Source organism: Caballeronia sp. EK, assembly GCF_014384845.1.
GTDB lineage: Bacteria > Pseudomonadota > Gammaproteobacteria > Burkholderiales > Burkholderiaceae > Caballeronia > Caballeronia jiangsuensis.
Window position 1 is genome coordinate 512,824 of record NZ_JACSUE010000001.1, and the last position, 24,252, is coordinate 537,075.

Consider the following 24,252-nt stretch of genomic DNA (forward strand, 5'->3'; position numbering starts at 1 on the left):
CTTTCATGTACGGGGGGCAACCATGCCTGCAATCCGTTCGACGAGCCACGCGTCCAGCCTGCTCGTCCAATGCATGCGCTTCTTGCTGCTCGTCGCGTTGCCGCTGGCATTGGCGGGCATGCCGCACGCCGTCCGCGCGCAAAGCTCGGCGCCGATCACACTGAGCGGCACGAGCCTGTGCGCCGACGTCAGCGGCGAGTCCCGAACGCCGGGCGCGCCCGTGATTTCGTGGGTCTGCACGGGCGGCGCGAATCAGCAATGGTTCCCGTCCGCTACCGGCACGCGATATAACCTCATCAATCAGAACAGCGGCCTGTGCATGGACGTGTCGGGCCAAAGCCTGAGTCCGGGCGGTCCCATCATCCAGTGGACCTGCAATGGCGGCACGAATCAGACCTTCTCGTTGACGCCGCAAGGCGCGGGCTATGCGATCGTCGCGGGACATAGCGGCTTGTGCGTGACGGCATCGAGCACGACGTCGCAAGGAATCCAGTTGACGCAGCAGGTGTGCAACGCAAGCGCGACACAGACGTGGCAAGTGGCTGGCCTGCCGATACAGCATGCCGCATTGCCATCGAAGTGGACGACGCCTTATCAGTTGCCGCTCGTTCCGCTGGAAGCCGCCAATCTGCCCAATGGAAACGTGCTCGTCTGGTCGGCCGACGCCCCGCTCGACTTCACCGACAGCGCGAATCCGCCGGCGAGAACCTACACGGCGATCTTCAATCCATCGAACGGCACGAGTTCGCAAATGATCGTGACCAATACCGCGCACGACATGTTCTGCCCCGGCATTTCCAATCTCCCCGATGGCCGCATCTTCGTGACGGGGGGATTGAGCGTGCGACAGACCAGCATCTATTCACCGACGACCGGCACATGGACCGCGAGCGATCAGATGAACATCCCGCGCGGCTATCAGGGCAGCGTGACGTTGAGCAACGGCAATGTGTTCGTCATGGGCGGTTCGTGGAGCGGAGGGCTCGGAGGAAAGTCCGGCGAAACGTGGACCTCGGGTTCGGGCTGGCGGATCAATAGCGCGATCCTCGACGACTACATCCTCACGAACGACGCGAGAGGCCTGTTTCGCTCCGACAATCACGCATGGATGTTCGCGGTCGGCAATGGACGCGTGTTCCATGCGGGACCGAGCCGGGCCATGCACTGGTTCGATACGGCAGGCAACGGCAACGTGAGCGCAGCCGGCAACCGTGGCAGCGACGGCGACGCGATGAACGGCAATGCGGTCATGTACGACGTCGGCAAGATTCTCGCGGTCGGTGGCGCGCCGAGCTATGATCAGTCACCGGCGACGGCCAACGCGACGCTCATCGACATCAGCAGCGGCAACGCGACAACGCAGACCATCGCGCCGATGAGTTACCGGCGCGCGTTCAACAACAGCGTCGTGCTGCCGAACGGCCAGGTCGTCGTGATTGGCGGACAAACCTTCGCCGAGCCCTTCTCGGACAACAACGCGGTCCTCACCCCGGAGCTGTGGGACCCCGCGACCAACACGTTTTCCCCTCTCGCCCAGCAGGCCGTGCCGCGCACCTATCACAGCGTCGCGCTGCTGCTGAACGACGGACGTGTGCTCAGCGGCGGCGGCGGTCTGTGCGGATCATGCTCGACCAATCACACCGACATCGAGATATTGACGCCGCCGTATCTGCTCAACTCCGACGGATCGGCCGCGTCACGTCCGACTCTCAGCTCCGTGCCGAGCGATGCGCAACTCGGCACGACGATCGTAGTGACGGCCAGCAGGAGCACGCGCGCATTCGTGCTGATGCGCTCCTCATCGGTCACGCATTCGCTGAATAACGAGCAACGGCGCGTGCCGCTCACGTTCAGCGTCGGCACCGCGGGGGAGTTTCAGTTGAACATTCCTTCCGATCCGGGCGTCGTGGTCCCCGGCTATTACATGCTGTTCGCGTTGAACGCCAACGGCGTGCCGAGCGTTTCGCGCGTGCTGCGCGTGCATTGAATGGCCCGACGCCGCTTCCTTGAAGCGCGGGCCGCAGCGATGCTCGTTGCACTCGTCGCGATGACGCCGCTCGTGCGCGCGCAGACCGCATGCGAATCCGCCGACATGGGCTGCGCGATCTTCAACGGACAACACCCGATGACCGCACATCTGCGCGACGACGATCGCCCGTTGCCTTCCTTTACGACGCGATGCGTCAATTGCCATGTGAGCACATCGACGAAACCCGCGTTCGCGCCGCCGCTAACGCACGACGCCTTGCTCGGCGCCGCAAGCCGCCGCGGCGGGCCGATCAGTCACTATGACGCGATGGCTTTCTGTCGCGCCGTGAAGGACGGCGTCGACCCGGCGGGCGTCCTGCTTCGCAAGTCGATGCCGCACTACCGGATTGCCGACACCGAATGCCAGGCGCTTTGGCAATACGTCATGCATCGATGAGGGCGGGTGCGATTGCTCAGTTGCGCTGAGACCGGCACGCTCACGGCGTGGTTGGTCGAAACCGGCGACAGTGCCGACGCTCTGCTCGTCGGGTTCGGCGATCGTTCTGAACGGGCCGGCGGCTCGCACTCGTTGCTGGCGTGAACGGCTCGCGCTGGCTCGATGACAGACGTTGGCTTGTGCCAGCCGGCTTGCGGTACGCGGCCGCGCAGTATCCGGTTCGTCCAAAGTAGGAAGCCGCCATTTATAGGGCGCTTCTATTCCCAAAGCGGGCCGAAGGGAGAGGCGAACGGGGCGACCTTTGCGGAAGTTGGAGCGGGTTGAGTTCTACATCCGCATTGCGGCGGCGAATTGTTGACGCTGGCGGCGTCATGCGCCTGCGGTTGCCTAAAGTTTGCAATGCGTCTGCCGTTAGAAAGGGCGCGACCCTGCAACAGGCCGACCGACGAAACTTACCACGCGCGATCGAAGCGATTCGCTTTCCATACATGATTCAGAGTGATTGTGCCGATCTTGGCCGTGCAAGTTTGCGACCGTCTATGTCGCGGCGATATGCTTTCGGCTGCACCATCGTCTTGCTTATCGCCGTCATTGATACGGCGTGGATGTCGCTAAGCGGGCATGCCTTCGTTTTGGCGAGCATTTCCGACAAATGCAGGGCGGCAGGATCCATGATTTTTCTTGTTGTACTGTTGCGCGCGCTCATGTGTGTACGAGGGTATCGCGCTGTTGCGCAGAGGTTTCAATACCCCAGAGTGGCTGACACGGCCGCATGGGGCGCGCTGCTCATCTGCTTCGTATCAGCTGCTGGCGTTCTTTCATATCTCTGCGTGTCGATAGACGCGCCACTCATCGACGGCCGCCTGATTGCTTTCGACCGCGCGCTCGGGTTCGACTGGCTTGCCGTCTACAAATGGGTACAAGCTCATCCTTACCTGCGCGAAGCACTTCAACTCGCTTATGGAAGTGGACACGTCCAATTGATAGCGATCCCGCTGATTCTCGGCTTAACCGGCAAGCCGGAAGAATTGTCGGATTTTTTCTTTTATCTGGCGATCGCAACCGTTTACCTTGTTTTGATCTCGACACCCTTCCCAGCAACGAGCGCGTTTATTCACTTCGATGTAGAGGACCGCGCTGCTGCGGAAACCGTCTCCGATTTTGCCTTGCTCCGTGACGGCTCATTGAAGATGATTGACCTTTCCAACCTGCAAGGTTTGGTGTCGATGCCATCTTTTCACACGACATTGGCGGTCCTGTTCACTTATTCTCTCGCGAGGATTCGTTGGCTGTTCTGGATTGCCATTCCACTTAACGTGACCATGATCGTTTCCACGCCGACGCAAGGCGGCCATTATCTGGCAGACGTTATCGCAGGACTCTTTTTGTCCATGTTGACCGTCCAGACCTACAAGAAAATTGCCAGACGAAGCGAGCGCACTTTTGTTACCCGTCGCACGCCTTCAACCCAAAGGATAGCTGAGGTCACGTCTGAGCGTCTGCTGCAAGCGCATCCCTCCGACCGCATTTAGGAGAGGGGTTGCATTGGAGGCGGGAAAGACTGAGCGCGCTCGGCGCCGGCGACGTGCGAATGGCCGGAGCGAGCTTCCACCTAATCAGCGCCCGATAGAAACATCCGTTCGACCGCCCGCCGGCAGGCTCCCCGTCACAACGCCTTCCTCAAGCGCGAACGCCTCAAAACCCGCTCTGCCGGATCAGCGCGCCGAGCACATGCGTGCCGCCCTCGATCAGCAGACTTCGACGCGCGCCATCGATCTGCAACTGCCCGCGCGTTTCCCACAGGTTGGCGGGCGGCGCATCCAGCCCAACGAGCACATGGAACAGCGCCGGGTTGGGAACCAGCGCGCCACGCTCCGACGAAACCGCAAGCGGCCCCTTGTAGCGCGAAGCGAGCATCGGGTGATCGAGCTGACGCACGCGCGTGGTGTCGATGGCAAGCACACGCCCGGCGATCGGCGCGACCTGTCCGACGGGATAGAAGCGCGCCCGGTCGCCGACGGCGATACGCTGAACCTCGTCCTGTTTGACGAACGCGTCGACCTGCCAGCTACGCGGATCGATCAGCACGCCCACCGGCACCTTCGGATTGATCCATTGCCCGGCGCGCCATTGCGGATCGACGTCGGTCCAAAGGCCTGCGAACGGCGCACGCAGGCTCAGACGCGCGATCTCCGAGTGCGCCGCGGCGGTTTCCTCGTATTGCACGCGCAGGCGCTCGCGCACCGAGGTCTGCTGGTCGAGGCCGTTCGCATCGGCGATGAGACCCGCGAGCCGCCCTTCGTAACCGCGAATGCCGGCCTCGCTGCGGCGCATTCGCGCGGCGATGTCGGGTTCGTCCATCTCCATCAGCGTCGCGTCGGAGCTCACCGGACTGGAAGGCAGAATCGTCTGGATGCGTGCGGGAAACGGCACGAACACGCGCAGCACGCGCTCCGCGCGCGCGACGCCGTCCGCGTGGATCTGCGTGCGCCACGGCACCGCGAGCAACACGAGCGCGCCGGCGACAAGCACGCCGAATACGAGCCGGCGCCCATGCGCCACGCGCCGCCGATTCGCCCACCAGTAGCCGAGCTCGCGCCATACCGGCAGCACGATAAACCAGCTCACTTCCACGACGAAGAGCATGATGCCGAGCAGCTTGAAGAAGAACAGATACACCGTGACCGCGATGCCGAGAAACAGCACGAGCCGATAGAGCCAGGTCACGAACTCGAACGCGACGAGCAGGCGCCGCTGCATGCGCTCGAACGGCTCGGGCCACGGATCGTCCAGGCCGAGAAGCGCGCGTCGCAGACTCACCCGCGCGAGCGCGGACGCGCGGAAATGCAGGTTCGGAAAGTCGAGCAGATCCGACAGGATGAAGTACCCGTCGAAGCGCATGAACGGACTCGCGTTGAGCGCAAGCGAGAGCACCCAGCTCGTCGTCGCGAGATAGAGGAACGCGTTGCGCAGCGGCCCCGGATCGCTCAGCGCCCAGCACAGCGTCGAGAGGCCCGCGAGCGAGAGTTCGCACAGAATGCCCGCCGACGCGATCGCGAGCCGCTGGCGCGCACGCTTGAGCTTCCAGCTTTCGCCAGTGTCGGTGTAGAGCATCGGCCACAGCACGACGAACGCCACGCCCATGTGCGCGACCTTCAACCCGAGGCGCGTGGCGACGATCGCATGCGCCATCTCGTGCAGCGTCTTGGCAACGATGAGCGCAAGCGCGAAGCTCAGCATGCCTTCGACGGAGAAGGACTCGACCACGGCCTTCGTGAACACGTCCCACTGCTGAAGCACGAGCACGATCCCGACAATGCTCGCGATCACGACGATGATCGGCGTAACCGGCGTGAAGAGCCAGTCGAGGCGCATCGCGAGCCATGCGAGAAAACGCTGCGGGCGCACCAGCGGAATGCGGAAGAACAGATAGTGATGGAGCCACCAGCGCCACGTGAACCATTGCGCGCGCTGGGCGTTGCGCAGGCGCGCGAGCGTGTCGGGTGTCGGCTTCAGCAGCCCGTGTCGTTCGAGAAACGCGCGGAACGCGATCACCTGTTCGATCACGGGCCGCAGCGCAGTATCCCGTTCGATCTCGCTGCAGATCTGCGCGGGCGGCCGGTCCCAGCGCAGCAGACATTCGAACTCCAGCCAGCCGATGCGATAGAAGCGGTTGACGACGACGTCCTGGATCACCCACGCGGGTTCGCCATTCCTTCCCGGCGATGCTTCCGAGAGACGCAGGTCTTCGCGCAGGGCGGGCGAGGGCGCATCGGGATCGATCGTCATCACAGTCCCGTCCAGGCGCGCAGCGCGGCGAGCGGGCGGCGCAGCAGGTAGTACGCGAGGCTCACCGGCCGGCCGTACAGTTTCGCGGTGCCGTGCAGGCCGAGCCGCGCATGCTCGCGCTCGTTCGCATCGTCATCGACGCTCGCGAGCAGCCGGTACGCGACGATGTCATCCTCGGTCGCCTTCGCTTCGTAGCTCGTCTCGACGATGCGGCCGTGCAGCGGCGCGAGCGGCCACGCGGTCAGATAGAGCGTGACCTCGTCGCCGGGATCGAGCGCGATGGCGTCCGCGACGGCCAGATGAATGAGGATCGCGGGCTTGCCCGGATCGGCGAGTTGCAGGATGCGCTCGCCCGTGATGACGGGCTTGCCGATCCAGTCGTTCGGATCACTGAACACGGCCACGCCGTTTTCCGGCGCGAAGACGCGCGTGCGTTGCAACTGCGCCGTCACCGCCGCGAGTTCCGCGCGGCGCTGTTCCGCGACGCCGTTCAGCAGGGTCAGCTCGTTCTTGCTCTGCGCGTTGTCGAAGGCGCGCTGGCTCGCGGCGGTCAGTTCCGCATCCGCGACAGCGACCTGTCTTTGCAGCACGTCGACACGGCTCTTCAGCGACGTTTCGTCGAGCGAGAAGAGCAGCGCGCCCGCGTCCACCCGCTGATTGGGCCGCACGGCGAGCGAGGCGATGACGCCGTCGATCGGCGAGCTGATGATGCGTGCGCTGCCCGAGACGATTTCCGCAGGCGCGAGCACGGTCTGCCGCACGGGAACGAACAGCAGCAGCGCGGCGGCCGCGCACGCGGCGAGCGCCTGCCGGCGCGACGGCCGCCAGCCGAAGCGCAGGCTGCGCCGGGTGAGCGACCACCAGCAGTAGCCCCAGGTCTTGACCGTGCCGCGCAGCACGGCGGCGAAGGCAACGGCCGGCGGATCGTCCAGCAGCACGAAAAGCAGCGCGAGCCGCTTGCCATTCGGCGCATGCACGGGCACGCACCAGACGCCCTTCGGCCACCATTCGGCCCAGCCATCGGCGATGTCGGGCGGCGGATCGACGGCGTCACGCGCGAACCATTGCGGCTCGTCGCTGGCGAGCTGCGCCGCGATCCACGCGCTCGCGCGTCCGAGCCAGACGAGATAAGGCGAGTCCTCGGCGGGCGAAGCGAGACCGGATGCGCACACGAGCTCGCAATGCCTGCCGCGATCGGCGAACACGAGCGCCTGTCGAAACGGCTGCACCGCGTGCAGATCGTTGGCCATCGTGAACGCGAGCGCATCGACGGATTCAGCCGCCATCGCGCGTTCGCGCAGCGCGTCCAGATAGAGCAGCAGCGGCGCGGGCGGGAAGGGTTCGTTCATCGCGGCTCGTTCAGGGATTCGCCGGAATCCGCGCGACGCCGCTCATGCCCGCGACGAGATCCTGGGGCGCGCCGTCGAGTTGCGCTTCGAGTTCGACCGTCTGCGCGACCGCATCGACGCGCGCGTTGACCGCGCTCACGTGCGCCGGATAGGTCTTGCCGGTTTCGTGAATCGTTATGTCGAGCCGGCTGCCCGAGCGCAGCCTGACGAGCAGCGCGGATGGCACATTCAGCCGCACTTTGAGGGCGCCGTCGCTGACCAGATCGACGATCGGCGTGCCCGCGCTGACGGTCTGATACGGCTTGACATACACCTTGGCAATGCGTCCGCTGAAAGGCGCGATCACCTGGCAATAGCCGAGCTGCGCTTTCGCGAGCGAGAGCGCGCCCTTGGCCTTCTCGACATCGGTGGACGCCATCGCCACCTCGATGTCGCCTGCCGCCTTCAGTTCGCGCAGGCTGCGCTTGGCGGCGAGATTCTGGTTCGCCATGTTCAGTTCCGCCTTCGCGACGCTCGCGCGGGCTTGTACTTCGGCGCAGTTCATCTGCGCGATCACGGCGTTCTTCGCGATAGGCTTGCCGAGCGACGCATGCAGATCGGTGACGGTGCCGTTCATCTCGCTCGACAGCGTGGTTTCGAGACTGGGCGCGAGCAGCACGCGGATCGCGTTGGGATCGTCGAGACCGTCGCCGGCAGGCTTCGCGGCCTGCGCGAGCGGCAGCGCGAACAGCAGGAGCGCCGCCGCGCGCCGGATGCGTTCAGCGCACGGATAGGGCATCGCTCGCTCCGGCGGGCTGGGCGACAAGCGGTTGCGCGATTTCATGCGCGGGCGGCGACATCTGTCCGAACGGCGCGAGCGGCGCGGCCGAATCGGGTGCGGGAAGCCTCGGCAGATACTCTTCCTGCCGCGTCATCGTGCGCTTGATTTCCAGTGCGAGCGTATCGACGTCGTCTTTCGCGATGGCATCGGGCATGACGTCGTAGCCGAGCGAGTTGTAGAGCCGTCCCCACGCCGACTGGCAGTCAGAATACGCCGCCTCACGCAGATAGCGCGACAGCAGATAACGCCCTTCGGCGCGGATCACTTCGAGCTCTGACCCGATCGACGCCGTGCGGGCGGCGTTGGCGTAGTCGAGGAGATCGTGATCGACGCGCAGGCTGTCGTCGGCGAAGTTCAGTTCCTGCAACGCAAGCTGATAACGCAGCGAGCCGATGCGCACCTGCGTAAGAATCGCCATCGAAAGGGCCATGCGCCGCAGGTTGTCGGTCTGCTCCTGCGAGGCCGCCTGCTCGTTCAGCGCCGGCAGTTGCAGCAGCCGGAACAGGTTCAGCGACACGCGCACGCCTATCGCCGCCCAGTAGTTGTTGTAGAGATAGGTGTTGGAGTCATAGTTCACGTTCATGTCGATGCCGATGTTCGGCCACAACTGCGCCTTCGCGATCTTGATGTCGTTCTCGTTGACCCGCTTGCGATACCACTCTTCCATGATCTCCGGGCGGTTTTGCAACGCGATCAGTTCGAGCGTCGGCTGCGGCGTGGACAGGGGCGGCAATGGCAGCGCGCCGTCGTTGGTATCGGCGAGCACGAGCGGCGTGCCGGGCGGCAGCGACATCAACGCGACCAGTTCGGCCTGCGCGAATTCGAGATCCTGCCGGCGCACGGTCAGGAGCGAGATGGCGTCGAGGAGCGCGCGCTGATAGGCCAGCACGTCCTGCCGCGGCATGAGCCCCTTGTCCTGCGCCTCGTGTGCATTGCGCAGCGCGGCCTGGGTGCGCGCGATCAACTGATCGACTTCCGGTTTCAGGCGCTGCGCGGACAGCGCGCGCCAGTAGGCGTTGCGCACGTCCTGAAGCACGTTCTGCGCGACCTTGCGGCGGCGCTCCTCGGCCATCAGCATCTGATCCGACCGTTGCTGCGTGCGGTAGTACGCCATGCCGAAGTCGATCAAATTCCACGTCATGCCGAGCGACACGAGTTCGTGATAGCGCTGCTCCGAGGTAGACGGCCGCAAGCTCACCTGCCGATCCTCGATGCCGATCGACGTGCCGCCCGAGTCGTTGCTGCGATACGAATAGCCCGCCGAGGCCACCAGTTGCGGCAGGAGTGCATTGGTCGAGACATCGCGCAGATTCGCGGCGAGCGCGCTTTCCATCAGCTTGAGCCGGTAGTCGAGGTTGTATTTCAGCGCCCGCGCGGAGGCCTGATAGAACGTGATGGGGCCTTTGACCGGCTCCTGCGCGTCGTACATGGCGAGCTGGTCGGTGACGACGCGGTCGCGAATCTGGTCGGTCGTCGCGGGTTGCGGCTGAAGGGACGAGCAGCCCGCGAGGACGCACAGCGCGAAGGCGGTCGCGGCTCCGGACAGATGCGGCTGATGTCGTGGCATGGCGCGAATCCTCGTTCGAGAGCTAGCGACTGGCCGTTCTGCCGCGCATGGCGGGCAGCTTGCGCGCGGCTTCATGCAATTGCGACCCGAAAGCTTGCGCGGTCTTTGCCGGCTCCTTTTCGACGGGCGGATGCATGCCGTCCGTCAGATGGCTCGCGAGCGCGGCGAACACCGAAGGATCAGCGAGCAGGCCGTCCGCATCGAGGCTCACGCGTCCGTGCCGGCCGAATATCCACGCCTGATCGAAGGTGCTCGCGAGCTGACTGTCGCGCACCGTGCGGCCGACGAACTCGCCAGGCTGAAGCTCGGGCATCGTGCGGGACGCCAATGACACATCGGGTTCGAGCGGCCAACCGATCTGGCTGCCGTCCGCCTCGCGCGAGCGCTCGGTCGCACGCACGGCATCCGCCTCGACGACGGGCGTCACGAACACGGTGGGCACGAAGTTCTGCTCCGTCTGCGAATTGGCCGTCGTCGCGAGTGCCTCGTTCCAGTACGGGCCCGCGCCCGCTGGCGGAATATAGGGCGACGAAATGTCGAGATGGATGACCAGCGCGGCTTGCGCGGTCGCGCCCGCGGTGTCGCTCACGGTGTAGGTGAACGTGTCCTGCAGCACCTGGCCGAGCCCGGCCGCCGCCAGCACTTGCGGGTTCGTCAGGTCGATCGCGTAGACGTACGTGCCGTCCGCGTTCAGCGTGAGCGTGCCGTAGCGGCCCGCCAGCGCGTGCCCCGGCGCAGCCGTGGCGCCGGTTGCCGACTGCACGCCGGCGACGTCGAGATGATCGTTCGCATCGACATCGCCGTCATTGGGGAGCACGTTGCCGCGTGCCTGCGGCGCGGACGTCTGATCGCTCGCGACGTTGCTGTCGTCATGCGGGGCGGGCGTATCGTCGGCGCCGTGGATCGTGACCGTGAGCGTGGCTCGCGAGTTCGCGCCCGCCGTATCGCGCATCTGGTATGCGAACGTTTCGGTGAGCGTATCGCCGCTCGTGCGCAGCGCCTGCACGGCCGCATTGGCATTGTCGACCACATAGTCGTAGCTGCCGTCCGCCTTCACGACGAGCGCGCCGTAGTGCCCCGCGAGCGCCTGTCCCGCTTCGGCGCTGCGGCCCGCTTCGCTCGCGATGCTCACGACCTGTTTCGTCTCGCCGTTGGCCGTGGTGTCGACATCGGTATCGTTGGCGAGGACGTTGCCGGTAGCATCCCGTCCCGGCGTGCCGTTGCTCACGCCGCCCGCTTCGATCGCCGTGCTGCTGTCGTCGTGCGCGACGGGCGCGTCGTCACGCCCGTCGATGGTGACGCGCAACTGCGCCGTGCCCTGCGCGCCGAGCACATCCTCGCTCGTATAGGTGAACACGTCCTGCAGCGTCTGGCCGCTCGTGCGCAGCGCCTGCACGGCGGCCGACGCATTGTCGAGGGCATAGCGCCAGGTGCCGTCGGCGTTCATCGTCAGGGTGCCGTACGCGCCTTGCAGCGGCGTGCCGACCGCGCCGCTTTCGCCCTGCACGGCGCTCACGTGGATGGCGTCGCCGTCGGCGTCGGAGTCGTTGGCGAGCACGTTGCCCGACGGATCGACGCCTGGCGTCGCGTTGTTCACGCCGCCTGCTTCGACGGCGGTTGCGGTGTCGTCGCGGGCGACGGGCGCATCGTTGCGTCCGCGCACGACGATCGTGAGCCGCCCGAGGTCCGTCAGATCGTCGCGATCCCGCACCCGATACGTGAAGACATCGTCGACGGTCTGCAGCGGACCCAGCGCGATGACCGTCGGATTGGTCGCATCCACGCGATAGAGATAGGTGCCGTTCGCGCCGATGAAGAGCGTGCCGTACTGCCCTTGCAGAATCGTGGCGTCGACGCTGCTGCTGCTGCCCGGTGCGATCGCCGACAACGGCACGGCCGCGGCCGGGCCGCCTGCGCGGGCCGCGTTGCCGCTGAGCGAGTCGTTCAGGTCGACGTCGGTGTCGTTGGCGAGCACGTTGCCGACGGCGTCGAACGCTCTGCCGTTGCCGATATTCGCCGAAGCGAGGGCGAAATCGTCGTGGGCGACGGGCGCGTCGAAAGCGCCGCGAATCTGCACGGAGATTTGCGCCGTGTCGGCAGCGCCCGCTGCGTCGTGCATGCGATAGGTGAAGGTTTCCTGCACGCTCTGGCCGATGATCAGGCTCTGCACGGCAGGCAGGCTGTTGTCGACGACGTAGGTGTAGCTGCCGTCCGGGTTGATCGTGAAGGTGCCGTAGGTGGCCTTGACCGAGGTCGCGCCCGCGACGGCGGCGAAGCTGCCCGGCGAGGCCTCGGCGCCGGCCCGCACGCCATCGACGGCTTTGGTATCGCCGGCGTCGACGTCCGTGTCGTTGAGCAGCACGTTGCCGGACGGATCGATGCCCGGCGTCTGGTTGAGCGTGCCGCCGGCTTCCAGCGCGCTCGCCGCGTCGTTTTGCGCGACCGGATTGTCGTTTCTGCCCGAAATGACGATGTCCAGCTCGGCCTGCGCCGCCGCGCCGTGCGAGTCCGTGACCGTGTAGGTGAAGCGCTCGGTGAGGGTGTCGGTCGCGAGCCGCAGCGCCTGCACGTTCGGGTTGGCGTTGTCGACGATGTATTGCCACGCGCCGTTCGCGCCGAGCGTCAGGCTGCCGAATGCGCCGCGCAGCGGCTGGCCCGGCACGCCCGCCGTGCCCGCGCCCGACGATGCGCCCGTGCGGATCGCGGTCACGGTCAGCGGGTCGTGCTCGGGATCGCTGTCGTTGGCGAGCACGTTGCCCGACGGATCGACGCCCGGCGTGCCGTTGTTCGCGCCGCCTGCTTCCACCGCACGGCCGGTGTCGGTCTGGGGCGTCGGCGCGTCGTTCACGCCGCGCACGGTGATGACGAGTTGCGCCTGATCCGCGAGGCCGCTCGTATCGACAATGCGGTACGTGAAGGTTTCGGTGAGCGTCGCGCCGGCCGCGAGCGCGCGCACCGCCGCGTTGTTGCTGTCCACCGCGTAGTCGTACGCGCCATTCGCGCCGATGCGGATCGTGCCGTACAGGCCCGCGATGCTCGTGCCGTTCGCGGCGGTCGTGCCCGCCACGACCGCCGTAAGGCTGCCGCCCGCCGCTTCTGCGCCCGTTCGGACGCCGTTCACCACGAGCGACGTGTTCGGATTGTCGGTATGGTCGACGTCCGTGTCGATGCCGTTGCCGCCCGGCTGCGTCGGCGTGCCGGGGCGGCTCGCCTGCGTGACGACGTTGCCGGTCGCATCGACGGGATTCACGCCGGTACTGACCGAACCGGCGCTCGCCGCGCCCGCGTCGTCGCTCGCGACGGGATTGTCGTTCGCGCCGTGAACCTCGATGCGCAACTGGGCGAGATCGGAGAGCCCGCCCGCGTCCGCCAGCGCATAAGTGAAGGTGTCGACGAGCGGCGCATCGGCGGGCACGAGCGCCTGGACTTGCGCGTTGCTGTTGTCGATCACATAGCGATACGAGCCGTCCGCGCCGATGATCAGCGTGCCGAACGCGCCCGCGATGCTCGTGCCATTGCCGCTCGTCGTGCCTGCGGAGACCGTCGCGAGCGGCGCATCGACCGCGCTTTCGGGCCGATTCGTGATGCCCGTCACGCGATGCGTTTCGCCGTTGGCCGCGCTGTCGACGTCGGTGTCGTTGGTGAGCACGTTGCCCGTCGCGTTGCCGCCGGGCGTGCCGTTCGCGACGCCGCCCGCTTCGGTAGCGGTTCCGGTGTCGTCGACGCCGATGGGCGTGTCGTTCGCGCCGTGGATCGTCACGGTGAGCGTCGTGCTGGCGCTCGCGTTCGCGCTGTCGTTCACGACATAGGTGAAGCGTTCGGTCAGCGTCTGGCCGGAGAGCCGCAGCGCCTGCACCGCCGCATTGGCGTTGTCGACGACATACTGATAGCCGCCGTTCGCGCCCAGGCTCAACGTGCCGTACAGCCCGGCGATGACGCCGCGCCCCACGTTCGGCAGAAAGATGCTCGCGCCGCTCTGGTTGCTCACCTGCACGACGCGCAGTGCGTCGCCGTTGGTGGCGATATCGACGTCCGTGTCGTTGTTGAGCACGTTGCCGGTCGGATCGACGCCCGGCTGCGCGTTGGCGTTGCCGCCGGCTTCGGTCGCGCTCGCCGCATCGGGGACGGCCACGGGGGAGTCGTTGACCGCTGTGATCGTGATCGGCAGCGTGCTGGTGGCGATGCGCGCATCGGCCGCTTCGCCCGGAATGCCGTTGCCGTTGAAGTCGCCGAAATTGCCGCGGTCGTTGGTGCTGACCGTCAGCGTATCCGGGCCGTTGAAGTTCGCGTTGCCGAGATATTGCAGGTTGGCGAGCGCGCTGTTGAGCGAAGCGAGCGTGCCCGTCAGCGTGAGCGTCGCGGTGTGATCGCCCGATTCGGTGACGCCGGCGGGCAGGGCGCTCAGAAAGAGCGTGCCGTGCAGCACGTTGAGCGCGACCTGAAGCGTGCCGCCGCCCGCGTCCACGTCGCTCACGGTGATGCCCGCGAGGCTGAGCGTCGTGTCTTCGAAACCGGTCGGCGATGCGGGCAGCGTGTTGACAGGCGCATCGTTCTGCTCGACGTAGCCCGCATTGGCGCTCGCCGTGCCGCCATCCGCGAGCGTAAAGCCGATGGTGCCGAGCGGCGTGGCGGCATCGCTGTCGATGCGCACCGCGAGCGCGCCGACCGGTTGCGGATAGGTGATCGCGCCCGTGGGCGCCTGAATGCGATAGACGCCGAGCGGCAGCACGCCGAATGCGTAGTGTCCGTTCGCGTCGGTGGTGGCGGTGTAGACGAGATTGTCGGCGGTGGTGGCGAGGTTGCCGTCCACGCCCGCCCACGTCAGCGTGACGGTCTGGCCGGCGAGGCCGGGGCCGTCGGGCGTCGCCGACGTTGTCGCGGATGCCGTGTCGTCCCACAAGGTGCCGCTCACCACGCCGAGGCCCGCCGCGCTCGTGCGCACGTAGGTGTTGGGGCTCGTGCCCGCGCCGGTGCGCTCGCCGTCCGCCGTGCCCGCGACGCCGACGCCCGAGCCGCCCCAGTTCGTGAAGCTCTCGGGCAGGCTGGTCCACGTGAGCGTCGCGTTGGTCGGCGCGATGGGCGCGGCGTTGGGCACATCGGCTGAATAGAACACCTGCACCTGACTGTTCACCGCGAGTTCGGCGAAGGTGACGCGAAGGCCGTTGCTCGTGTCCACCGCCGCGCCGATGCCCGCGAGCTGCGCCGCCGTGTAGGTCGTGCCGTTGAGCACGAGACGGTCGAACGTATAGCCGGTCGCGCCCGTGAAGCTGTCGGTGAGCACGACGTCGTAGGCCGGTGACGTGCCGCTCTGCGTGAAGCGCACGTCGACCTGAGCCGTGCCGCCATTCGTGCCGACGCCCGGATCGAAGCCGTAGACCTGCTTCTGCACGCCGGTGAAAGTCGGCTCGACGATATCCTCGCGCACCGTATCCGCGGTCGACAGCAGATTGGTGCCCGAACGGTCGACGGCGCTCATCGTCAGCGCCGCGCCCGCAACATTGGATGCCTGATTGGCCACGCGCGTGTTGAATTCGAGCGAGATGCCTTCGAGGTCGGCGTCGTTGTCCGGGTTGACGATGTTGCCGAGCCGGAACGTGATGGTCTCGTTGCCGCTCGCATCGGTGACGACGCTGATGTTCGCCGCGTTGAGCACGCCCGTGGGCGCGGCGCCCGACAGGTCCGGCGTGATCGGCAGCGCCTCGGGGCTGGTTTCGTTGCCGGTTTCGTTGAGCGTGCCGCCCGTAACGAGACTGGTGAGGTCCGTCGTGATGCCGTTGTTCGAGATGAACACGATGCGCGCCGTGCCGTCGTTGATGAAATGCAGGCCGTTCTGCAGCGTGATTTGCAGCGAGTAGTCGTTGGTCGCGCCCTCGGCGAGCAGCGACACCACGCGGTATCGGACCACTTCGCCCACAGTGACGCTTTCGTCCGATGCGTCGGTGGGCGAGGGCGCGGGCGTGTCCGCGAGGCCGCCCACGCGCGAGATCCTCACGACCTGCGCGACCGGCACCGTGAGCGTCGCGCTCGTGCGGTAGTCGTTGAGCGCGCCGCCGTTGAGCAGGCCGTCCGCGCCGGTGCGCTCGCCGGCAGGATCGGCGCTGGCCGATGTGGTGCCGTCGAGGCTCGTCCACTGAACCGTCGCGGTGTTGTCGAAGGACGGCACGCTCGCCGCCGACGCGAGCACCGTTCCCGAGACGCGGATCGTCACGCTGCCGCCCTTCGCGATGTCGACGTTCGCGCCCGCCGCCGTGCGCAACTGGCCGCCCGCCAGTTCGAAGTCCGGGCCGCCGTGGTTGGTCGCGCCGTTCTGGTACGTGACGCCGAGGATCGCCAGATTGCCGAGCTGCGCGGGAAGCGTATCGAGAAAGCTCACGTCGAACGCGTTGAAATCGGTCGCGGCCGCGCCGTTGCCGATCGTGATGTCGTACTCGACCGTATTGCCCGCGTCGACACCGAAGCGCGGTAGCGCGGGCGTCGTCTGCGTGACCTGCAGCGTCGGCTCGCGGATCACGACGGTCGGCGACGCGCCGCTCTGCGCGACGCTGCGATCGAGCGCGGCCGTGCCGTTGGGCGTGTCGCCGTCCGGATCGCTGTAGACCAGCCGGCCTGGATCGGCGAGCGTCACGCCCGCCTGATTGCCCGTCGTGTTGCTCGCCACCAGATGCACGCGGACCACGAAGGAGTCGTTCGCGCCGATGTTGTCGGCGTTCGCGCCCGCGCTCGCGAAGGTCAAGCGCGCGCCCGCACCGTCCGCGCCGAGCTGGCCCGAAAGCGCCGCGAGGCTCGCCACGCTCACGCTGCCGTTGAAGTCCGCCGCGAGCGCGGCGCTGCCCGCGGCGGTCGTGATGATTTGATAGCCGAGCCCGCCATTGAAGCTCGTGTCGAGGCGCAGGCCGGCGGGAATTAAATCGTCGACGCGCAGATTGCGCGTGCCGCCTTCGGGCAGTGTCACCACGATGTCGTAGGTCATGCTCTCGCCGATCACGAGGTCGCTGCCGGTCGTGTGGCTCGCGCTCGAATCGGCGTCGTCGAGCGTGCCGCCGCCGTACTGCACGCTGACGGTGGGCGCGGCGATCTGCTCGTTGGCCGTGTCGGTGAGATCGGTCGGCGTGAAGTCCGTGCCGCCCTCGACGCTCGCGTAACGCGTGAGCGCGGCGCTCGTCTGTAGCGTGCTCCCCGCGGCGATGCCATTGACGACCGTCGCATCGTAAGTCACGACGACGACATTCGAGCCCGCCTGGTCCGCCGCCGTGCCGGCGCGCCCGGCGACGAGCGTCGCGACGCCGCCTGCGTCGAGGAAGGTGATCGTATTGCCGCTGACGCTGTAGTCCACGCCGGCCGTCAGCCGCGTGCCGTCGCCGCGATAGATGGCGAGATCGGCTGCCGCGAGACTGCCGCCGACGAACTGAAGGCCGCCGGGCAGCGTGACCGTGGTCGAGGCGTCGAACGCGCCGCCGCCGCCCGTGTTCTTGATCGCGGTGGCAAGACGCACGGTGTCGCCGCCGTCGATGCCGCTGACGTTGCCGTCGACGGCTCTCACATCGGTCACCGAGCCCGCGAAGGGCACGCCGCCGCTGCCCGGCGCATTCCAGGTTCCGGTCGTGCCGGACACGGTGCCCTCGCTGCTCGACACGACGCCCTGTCGGATATCGAGCACCGGTTCGGCGACCGATGCGACCACGGCGACATCGGACGATACGAGCGGCGTGTGCGCGATCGTCGTGACCTGGTTCGATTGCGCGAGCACGTCGAAGGAGCGCTGATCGGCGTAAGGCTGATCGCCCACGCGCATCGTGAAGAGAATCTGGATGGTGCTGCCGCTCGTTGCGCCCGTCGCGAAGCTGCCGAAGTCGAACACGAGCGAGTTGCCGCTGCCTTCGGTCACGCTGATGAGGCCGCCCGCGTTCGTATTGGCCGCGCCGAAGCTCCACTGGCCGACGCCGCTTCCCTGCGTCCAGTTGATGCCGGTCGCGTTCAGGAGCGGCAGCGGCAGATAGGCCGCGAGCGAGAACCGCTCGTAGTCTCCGGTCGCGAGGTCGTAGCGCAGGCTGAAGGTGACGACGTCGCCCGGATTCAGCTCGCCGCTCGCGGGCGGCGTCGTTCCGTTGACCGTGACGAGCGCGATATCCACGTGACCCGTGGGCACCGTGCTCGTCGTCGATGAATCGTCGCTTACAGAGCCGCCCGTCAGGTTGAGCCGGTCGAGCAGCAGCGTCGCGGCGACCGTCGCGTGATTGCCGAACGAATCGCCCTCGTTGATGTCGCTCTGCGTGTAGTTGCTCGCGTAGCGCTGGCCGACCACCGCGAGATAGTCGATGCGCGCCGTGGTCGCGCCCTGCCGGCTACCATCGGAGATGATGTCGCCCGCCAGCGCGCCGGGTTGCAACGCGCGCGCCGTCGCAATCGACGCGCCGATGTCGAAGGCGAGCGTGGTCGTGCCGTTCGCGTTGACGGTGCGCGTCGAGACGAGCGCGATGGTGTGCGCGACGCCGTCCTGCGTGTAGGTGAGCGTCGGGGTGCCGGTGAGCGTCTGGCCGTCGCCGAGCTGGTCCGTCACGATGAACTGTCCCGCGCCGAGCTGCGTCTTGCCGAGCGCGAAGTAATCGGACAGCGCGACATCGAGGGAATAGGCGAGCGTGTCGCCGGGCGTCGCGCCCGCCGTGCCGGTGTCGGTTTGTTCGCTGACCTGCTTCTCCAGCGTCGCCGCCTTGGCGATGAAGGTCGTGCCGGTGCCGTCGGCCGAGCCGGAAAACGCGACGCTCGTATTCGGCGGCGTGAGATCGCGCGGATCGAGCGGCACCCACTGACCGCTTCCCGATGCCGTGCCGAACGCGATCGTCACCGGCGCGCCCGTGGTCGGATTGATCACGCTGGCGCCGGACGCATCCGTTTGCGGCACGTAGAAGCTGACCACGGTATCGACCGAACCGCTGAGACTCGCATATTCGACCGAGTACGAACGGATGAACACGGTGTCGCTGCTGATCGCGGCACTGATGAGCGCGGCATTGGTCAGCACCGACCCGTCCTGCAACGTGAGCGACGTGATCGTGCCGCCCGCGCCCGGCGTGATCGCGGTGATTTGAACGTTTGCGGGGACGTCCTGATTGATGACCACATCGGTGAGCGTCTGTCCGGTCGCGGCGGTTGCGGTGACGGTTTCCGTGCGCACGAAGTTCGGGCCGGTGGCGGTCTCGCCTTCGGGCGTATTGACGGTCTGCGTCAGCGATACGACCGTCGGATGCACGGTGAAGTCCCGCAGCGCGGTCTCGATGATCGCCGGGTCCGCCGTCGGATTGTCGAGCGAGTCGTTGCCGAACTGGAATGCGCCGCGCGCGCCGATCGTCAGGTCGGGGCTGCTGTCGGAGAACGCGGTGTCGGCGAGATTGCTCAACTGCGCGTTGACCTGCACCGTGATCGCCGGCTGCCCTTGCGCGACGCTCGCGAACGGGAGTTCGAGCACGACGAGTTCGTCGCCGGGGCGCAGGCCGTAGGTGGCGGCGTTGACGACGAGCGCGTTGCCGCTCGCGTCCTTCGCGAGCGGATGCACCGCTCGGCCGTTGGCATCGAATGTGATGGTGAAGGCCGTGACCGCCTGGCCGAGATAGCTCGCGGAGACGAACGTGACGCCATCGTTGCCGTCGCGGCCCGTGGAGGGCATCAAAAGGTCGACATAAGGACCGTATCCGACCTGGCTCGACGTGTTCGTGAACGAGACATCGAAGGAGAACTGATTGCCGAGCAGGACGTTCTGCGTCGCCGTCGCGAGCGTGACCGTTGGGCTCGCGTCGGCGAGCAGATGGTCATAGTGCGCGAGCGCGTAGGCGGAGAGCGCGATCGGCTTGTCGAGCGTGCCGCTCGTTACTTCGAGCGTCCAGTCGCCGCCGAGCGCGGCGCTGCCGGTTGCGTCGTCGGATGCGCCGACGGTTGCGCCCGTCGTGCTTGCGAGCGTGTGCACGAGTGACTTGCCGGCCGCGCCCGCGCCGATGTCGCAACCGTAGAGCTCGATGTCCGCGTCGCGATTCAGATGGCTGCGCCACGTGCCGAGCGCATCGGCCATCTGTATGAGTGTCGTGCTCGTGAAGGTCTGATTGCCGAGGGTGAACTGGCCCGCCGCGCCGTGCGAGAAGATCTGCACCGAGTCCGCGTGGCCCATGCCGGCGAGGGCGGCCGTGATCGCACCGATCGCATCCTGCCCCGGCTGAACGACGAGCACCTGCGTGCCGGGCGGCTTTTGCGCAACCAGATCGCTGCCGTTCTCGACGCGGCTGTCCAGTACCACCAGGTTACGTGGCGCGACCGGCGCTGCCGCTGGCGCCGAGGCCGTTGCCGTGCCACTGCGCGCGTCCGGTGCTGGAGCGACTTCGGGCGCGGCTGCGGCATGGGCGGAATCGGCATGATGCTGGTGATCGGCGGCCGATGCGGCGGCGCCGTCGAACAGGATGCGCTGTTCGAGCGCCAGGGCCTGGCTGCGCGGCCGCAGATGAAGGGCGCCATTCGACGAACACGGGAAGTCGGCCATTTTCGCCTCGCAGATGCCTGCTGAATTGAAAGCGCTCCCCGGAGTTCATTCTTCGACTTTCAGAGACACGGCGAATTTCGCTTTCCGAAACGAAATGGGCCCGTATTTCTATTTTTCTTCGAAATGCATCTCGTTCTTTCGAATGAATTGGTATACGTAAATATATAAAGGACGGCTCCGAACGCAACACGCGGCATGAGATTTTTTCGATTTTTTCGCGCCGCGTTGCAGCAATCGGTCAGTCGCGATGAGGAGGGAGGGGGCCGAAGAAGATTGTTTTGAGTCGATCTCGGCCGAATGCCCGGGAGAGCTCCGCGATCATGCAATAGTTGAAGATCAGGGTGACGAGCAGAATCTGAATGGCCTAGAAGCGCGACCAGTTGATGCCGGCCCACAGCTCGTGATTTGCGGCGATGAGGTTGGGCGCGTCCTTCCAGGAATCGTACAGGCGCTCGAGGTAATGAACGACGAGTGCTACGAGCGCATACATCAGCGTCTTCCAAGAGACGTTCCAGATCAGCGGCTTTTCGGGGAAACGGTTGATGAACGGGAGCATGTCGGCAACCAGCACCGACTTGCCGAGAATGAGCGATGCAAAAAGGACCGATGCCGACGACTCCATCGAAATCCCGGTGCCGCGAATCATCAGGGCGCGAATCAGTACAACGATATGCAGAATCACAAAGAAGAAGATCGTAGGCGGCAGCGCCTTGATGAGTTCATGTTTGAGTTTTGCTGCGACCGTGCTCATGATGCGAACCTCCCAATGTTTCCCGGCGCCGGCAGAGTCGTCGTAAGCCTTGCTTTTGAACCAGCCATTCAAGAGATTGAAGCGTCACTGGTCTATTGCTACGTGATTTTCATAGTTTAAAACGAATATATTCTCGCCAGTGCTTTCCATTATCGATTGAAGGTCGATGAACGCCCGCTGGCAGCCGCGATCAATCGCAAATTCCCAACCTGCGCTGCTTATCTATACGACAGGGGTTTCGAATGACAGGATTCGTGGATCATCCGGCTGTGTTGTTCGTTGTTCTTCTGGCGTTGTTCGTCGGCGCGGTGGCAGTCGGCGCGTTAGTTTTACGACGCCTTGCTTCGCTCCCGGCGGAAGACCACGAAGACTTCAATATCATCCAGACGTCCACGCTGACCCTGCTCGCACTTCTGGTCGGTTTCAGTCTTTCGATGGCAGTGAATCGGTACGACCTCCGCAAAACTTTGGAGGAAAGCGAAGCCAATGCTATCGGCACTGAGTATTCGCGCGCTGATCTCGCCGATGTTGTCGTGGGCGCGCAGATCAAGTCAGCCTTGATCCGGTATGCGAAGCTTAGATTGGCCAACTATAAGACGCGAGAGCGCGATGAACTCGCGAAAATCAACCGCGATACCGCGAATGTCGAGACGGAACTATGGCAACTCGCGACGCGGGTGGCGAAAATGCAACCGACACCCATCGGTGCGCTGGTTGTCTCCGGCATGAACGACGTTCTGAACTCCCAAGACTACTCGGAGGCCGCGCGCATCAATCATATCCCGCTAGGCGCGTGGTACCTGATGATCGTTACCGCGCTGCTCGGTTGCGTTTTGCAGGGCTACGGGGCAAAGGGCAGCCTGCGCAGGGGACTACTCATCACGATTCTACCGACCACCATCGCGTTGTCGCTCGCGCTCATCGCGGATATCGACAGCCCGAAAGGTGGAATGATCCACATCGAGCCCCGAGATCTCACAAGACTGATAACTTCTCTTGAACCATAAAATAACGTGGACAAAAAGTAGTGCGAAATGGGGACGGTCGCTTCGGCCAAAGCTTTCGTCGCGCGTTAATCGTCTGAGCGGAAATAATTCTTGCCAACCGCTCGTGGAAGCGATATCGCTTCGACGTGCAGGTGTCAGCTGTTGTCTGGCTCTTCAGCAGCCGTTGGTCCAATACGCGGATGATTAGCTTCAATGTGTCGTGCGTCTTTCGACAGTCTAGGGCGACGAAAATGAACCTTGGAGCATGTTTCACGTAGGTGGCAAGACCGTTGGCGCGCGAACGTTCGACGAATGGCATAGAAAAGACGTTGGTCGCGTGCTGGTGAACCTGTTCGAAACGGCTGTCGTGCAGACGATGGCGCGTCCCGCGCAGACGTGTGTGACCGCTGAATTCTGTGGCAAGGCGCTTGCGATTGGACATGACGGCGAAGTCTTGGAGCGACAAGGAAGCACGGGGAGACTGGATATGCTTCACTGCAGATTGTCGATCTGGGCAATGGCGCTTTGCATTTCGGTCGTGTTCACGGGGTCGCAGGCGGCAGAACCGGCCGCCCCCGAATCGGCGCCGGCCGCCGCCAGTGTGCTTCCAGAATCTTCCGCCCCGCCAGCTGAGCCGAAAGGTGATGCCCGGCAACTGAGCCTCACGAACAAGCCCTGGACGGGCGACTTCGACGCCATGCTCGACCGGCGCATGATCCGCTTTCTGGTGCCCTACAGCCGTACCCTTTACTTCGTCGACAAGGGGCGCGAGCGCGGGCTTGCTGCCGAGCTGGCGCGCGACTTCGAACGCTATGTCAACAAGAAGTATGCGGCCCAGTTGAACAAGCGGCCGCTCACCGTCTATCTCATTCCGACGACGCGTGACAAGCTGCTGTCGTCGCTCAATGATGGGCTAGGCGACATCTCTGCGGGCAACCTGACCGCAACCGACGAGCGCCTGAAAATAGTCGATTTCATCGCGCCGCGCGATCGCAAACCTGTGCGCGAGCTCGTAATCACTGGACCGAACGCGCCATCGCTGGTCAAGCTCGACGATCTCGCGGGCAAGGAAGTCTTTGCGCGACGTTCGTCGAGCTACTACGAGAGCCTGAATGCGCTCAACGAGCGCTTTCAGAAGGAAGGCAAGGCGCCGATACGGATCACGCCGCTGCCGGAAGCGCTCGAAGACGAAGACGAGATGGAGATGCTGAACGCCGGGCTGCTGGGCATAGTCGTGGTCGACGACTGGAAGGCGCGTCTCTGAGCTCAGGTGTTGCCGCGCGTTAAGGTGCATGAGGATCTCTCCGTTAGCGACGAAGGCTATCCGGGTTGGGCGATACGCAAGAACAGCCCGCAACTGCAGGCGGCGCTCAATGACTTCTACATCAACTTCGTGAAGAAGCAGGGCGTGTACGAGTACCGACTCGCGCAGTACATGAAGAAGATCAAGCAGATCCGCAACAACGCCGGTGACGCCGAACAAAAACGCTTCCAGCAGACGCTAGAACTCTTCCAGAAGTACGGCACGCAATACGGCTTCGATCCTCTGATGCTCGCTGCGCAGGGCTTCCAGGAATCGCAACTGAATCAGCAGGCGCGCAGCCACGTGGGCGCAATCGGTGTCATGCAGCTCATGCCGGCGACGGGCAAGCAGATGGCGGTGGGGAGCATCTCAGTGACGGAGGCAAACATCCATGCCGGCGCGAAGTACATGGATCAGCTGATGACGAAGTACTTCAAGGACGCGAAGTTCAGCGAGACCGACCGTCCGCTATTCGCGTTCGCGAGCTATAACGCGGGGCCGGGCAACATCGCGAAGATGCGTCAGCTCGCCGCGCAGCGCGGCCTCGATCCCGACAAGTGGTTCAACAATGTCGAGATCGTCGTGGCCGAGAAGATCGGCATCGAAACGACCACTTATGTACGCAACATCTACAAATACTATGCGGCGTACAGGTTGATCGTCGATGCGCAATCGGCGCGCGAGAAGGCGATGGAGGGGTTGAAAAAGCAGTGAACGGTGAAACGCATTGGACGTTGAGG

9 protein-coding genes and 2 pseudogenes are annotated in these 24,252 nt (G+C 65.2%); 5 read left to right on the forward strand and 6 right to left on the reverse strand.

Annotated features, from left to right (window positions below; all coding sequences use genetic code 11):
* The first annotated feature begins 22 nt into the window (after nt 1–22).
* The 3 genes from IAG25_RS02235 to IAG25_RS02245 all read left to right on the forward strand — a co-directional run bounded on the left by IAG25_RS02235 (nt 23) and on the right by IAG25_RS02245 (nt 3,957).
* Complete coding sequence (locus IAG25_RS02235; RefSeq protein WP_187603318.1) at nt 23–1,987, forward strand: RICIN domain-containing protein; 1,965 nt, start codon at nt 23–25, stop codon at nt 1,985–1,987.
* Nucleotides 1,988–2,425 (forward strand): hypothetical protein, encoded by a 438-nt coding sequence (locus tag IAG25_RS02240; RefSeq protein WP_187603319.1) that lies wholly within the window; start codon nt 1,988–1,990, stop codon nt 2,423–2,425.
* A 320-nt stretch (nt 2,426–2,745) separates the two neighbouring features.
* A complete protein-coding gene (locus tag IAG25_RS02245; RefSeq protein ID WP_187603320.1) occupies nt 2,746–3,957 on the forward strand; it encodes a phosphatase PAP2 family protein in 1,212 nt (403 codons plus the stop codon).
* A 163-nt stretch (nt 3,958–4,120) separates the two neighbouring features.
* Here the strand turns inward: IAG25_RS02245 and IAG25_RS02250 are convergent, their stop codons facing one another.
* From IAG25_RS02250 to IAG25_RS02275, 6 genes and pseudogenes are all read right to left on the reverse strand, one after another.
* The gene (locus IAG25_RS02250) at nt 4,121–6,214 is read right to left on the reverse strand and encodes an HlyD family efflux transporter periplasmic adaptor subunit (RefSeq protein WP_187603321.1); all 2,094 of its coding nucleotides are present in this window, start codon (nt 6,212–6,214) and stop codon (nt 4,121–4,123) included.
* A complete protein-coding gene (locus IAG25_RS02255; protein ID WP_187603322.1) occupies nt 6,214–7,563 on the reverse strand; it encodes an efflux RND transporter periplasmic adaptor subunit in 1,350 nt (449 codons plus the stop codon). The genes IAG25_RS02250 and IAG25_RS02255 overlap by 1 nt, the downstream gene beginning before the upstream one ends.
* A gap of 10 nt (nt 7,564–7,573) precedes the next feature.
* On the reverse strand, nt 7,574–8,341 hold the full coding sequence (locus IAG25_RS02260; RefSeq protein WP_255503472.1) for an efflux RND transporter periplasmic adaptor subunit: 768 nt from the start codon (nt 8,339–8,341) through the stop codon (nt 7,574–7,576).
* The gene (locus IAG25_RS02265; protein ID WP_255503473.1) at nt 8,322–9,950 is read right to left on the reverse strand and encodes a TolC family protein; all 1,629 of its coding nucleotides are present in this window, start codon (nt 9,948–9,950) and stop codon (nt 8,322–8,324) included. The genes IAG25_RS02260 and IAG25_RS02265 overlap by 20 nt, the downstream gene beginning before the upstream one ends.
* 22 nt (nt 9,951–9,972) lie before the next feature.
* Nucleotides 9,973–20,472 carry a VCBS domain-containing protein gene (locus tag IAG25_RS02270; RefSeq protein WP_255503474.1) on the reverse strand — a complete coding sequence of 3,500 codons (10,500 nt, stop codon included), beginning with the start codon at nt 20,470–20,472 and terminating at the stop codon, nt 9,973–9,975.
* A gap of 238 nt (nt 20,473–20,710) precedes the next feature.
* Nucleotides 20,711–21,223: pseudogene (locus IAG25_RS02275) on the reverse strand (hypothetical protein).
* 242 nt (nt 21,224–21,465) lie between these two features.
* Here IAG25_RS02275 and IAG25_RS02280 point away from each other — a divergent pair.
* Nucleotides 21,466–22,230 carry a bestrophin-like domain gene (locus IAG25_RS02280; RefSeq protein WP_187603324.1) on the forward strand — a complete coding sequence of 255 codons (765 nt, stop codon included), beginning with the start codon at nt 21,466–21,468 and terminating at the stop codon, nt 22,228–22,230.
* 496 nt (nt 22,231–22,726) lie between these two features.
* Nucleotides 22,727–24,226 (forward strand): annotated as a pseudogene (locus tag IAG25_RS02285) (transglycosylase SLT domain-containing protein).
* Nucleotides 24,227–24,252 lie beyond the last annotated feature (26 nt).

What these genes read in the sequence shown, in the direction of transcription:
- IAG25_RS02260 (WP_255503472.1), bottom strand. Translation starts at nt 8,341, where the DNA reads ATGCCCTATCCGTGCGCTGAACGCATCCGGCGCGCGGCGGCGCTCCTG.
- IAG25_RS02235 (WP_187603318.1), top strand. Translation starts at nt 23, where the DNA reads ATGCCTGCAATCCGTTCGACGAGCCACGCGTCCAGCCTGCTCGTCCAA.
- IAG25_RS02240 (WP_187603319.1), top strand. Translation starts at nt 1,988, where the DNA reads ATGGCCCGACGCCGCTTCCTTGAAGCGCGGGCCGCAGCGATGCTCGTT.
- IAG25_RS02280 (WP_187603324.1), top strand. Translation starts at nt 21,466, where the DNA reads ATGACAGGATTCGTGGATCATCCGGCTGTGTTGTTCGTTGTTCTTCTG.
- IAG25_RS02250 (WP_187603321.1), bottom strand. Translation starts at nt 6,214, where the DNA reads ATGACGATCGATCCCGATGCGCCCTCGCCCGCCCTGCGCGAAGACCTG.
- IAG25_RS02265 (WP_255503473.1), bottom strand. Translation starts at nt 9,950, where the DNA reads ATGCCACGACATCAGCCGCATCTGTCCGGAGCCGCGACCGCCTTCGCG.
- IAG25_RS02255 (WP_187603322.1), bottom strand. Translation starts at nt 7,563, where the DNA reads ATGAACGAACCCTTCCCGCCCGCGCCGCTGCTGCTCTATCTGGACGCG.
- IAG25_RS02270 (WP_255503474.1), bottom strand. Translation starts at nt 20,472, where the DNA reads ATGGCCGACTTCCCGTGTTCGTCGAATGGCGCCCTTCATCTGCGGCCG.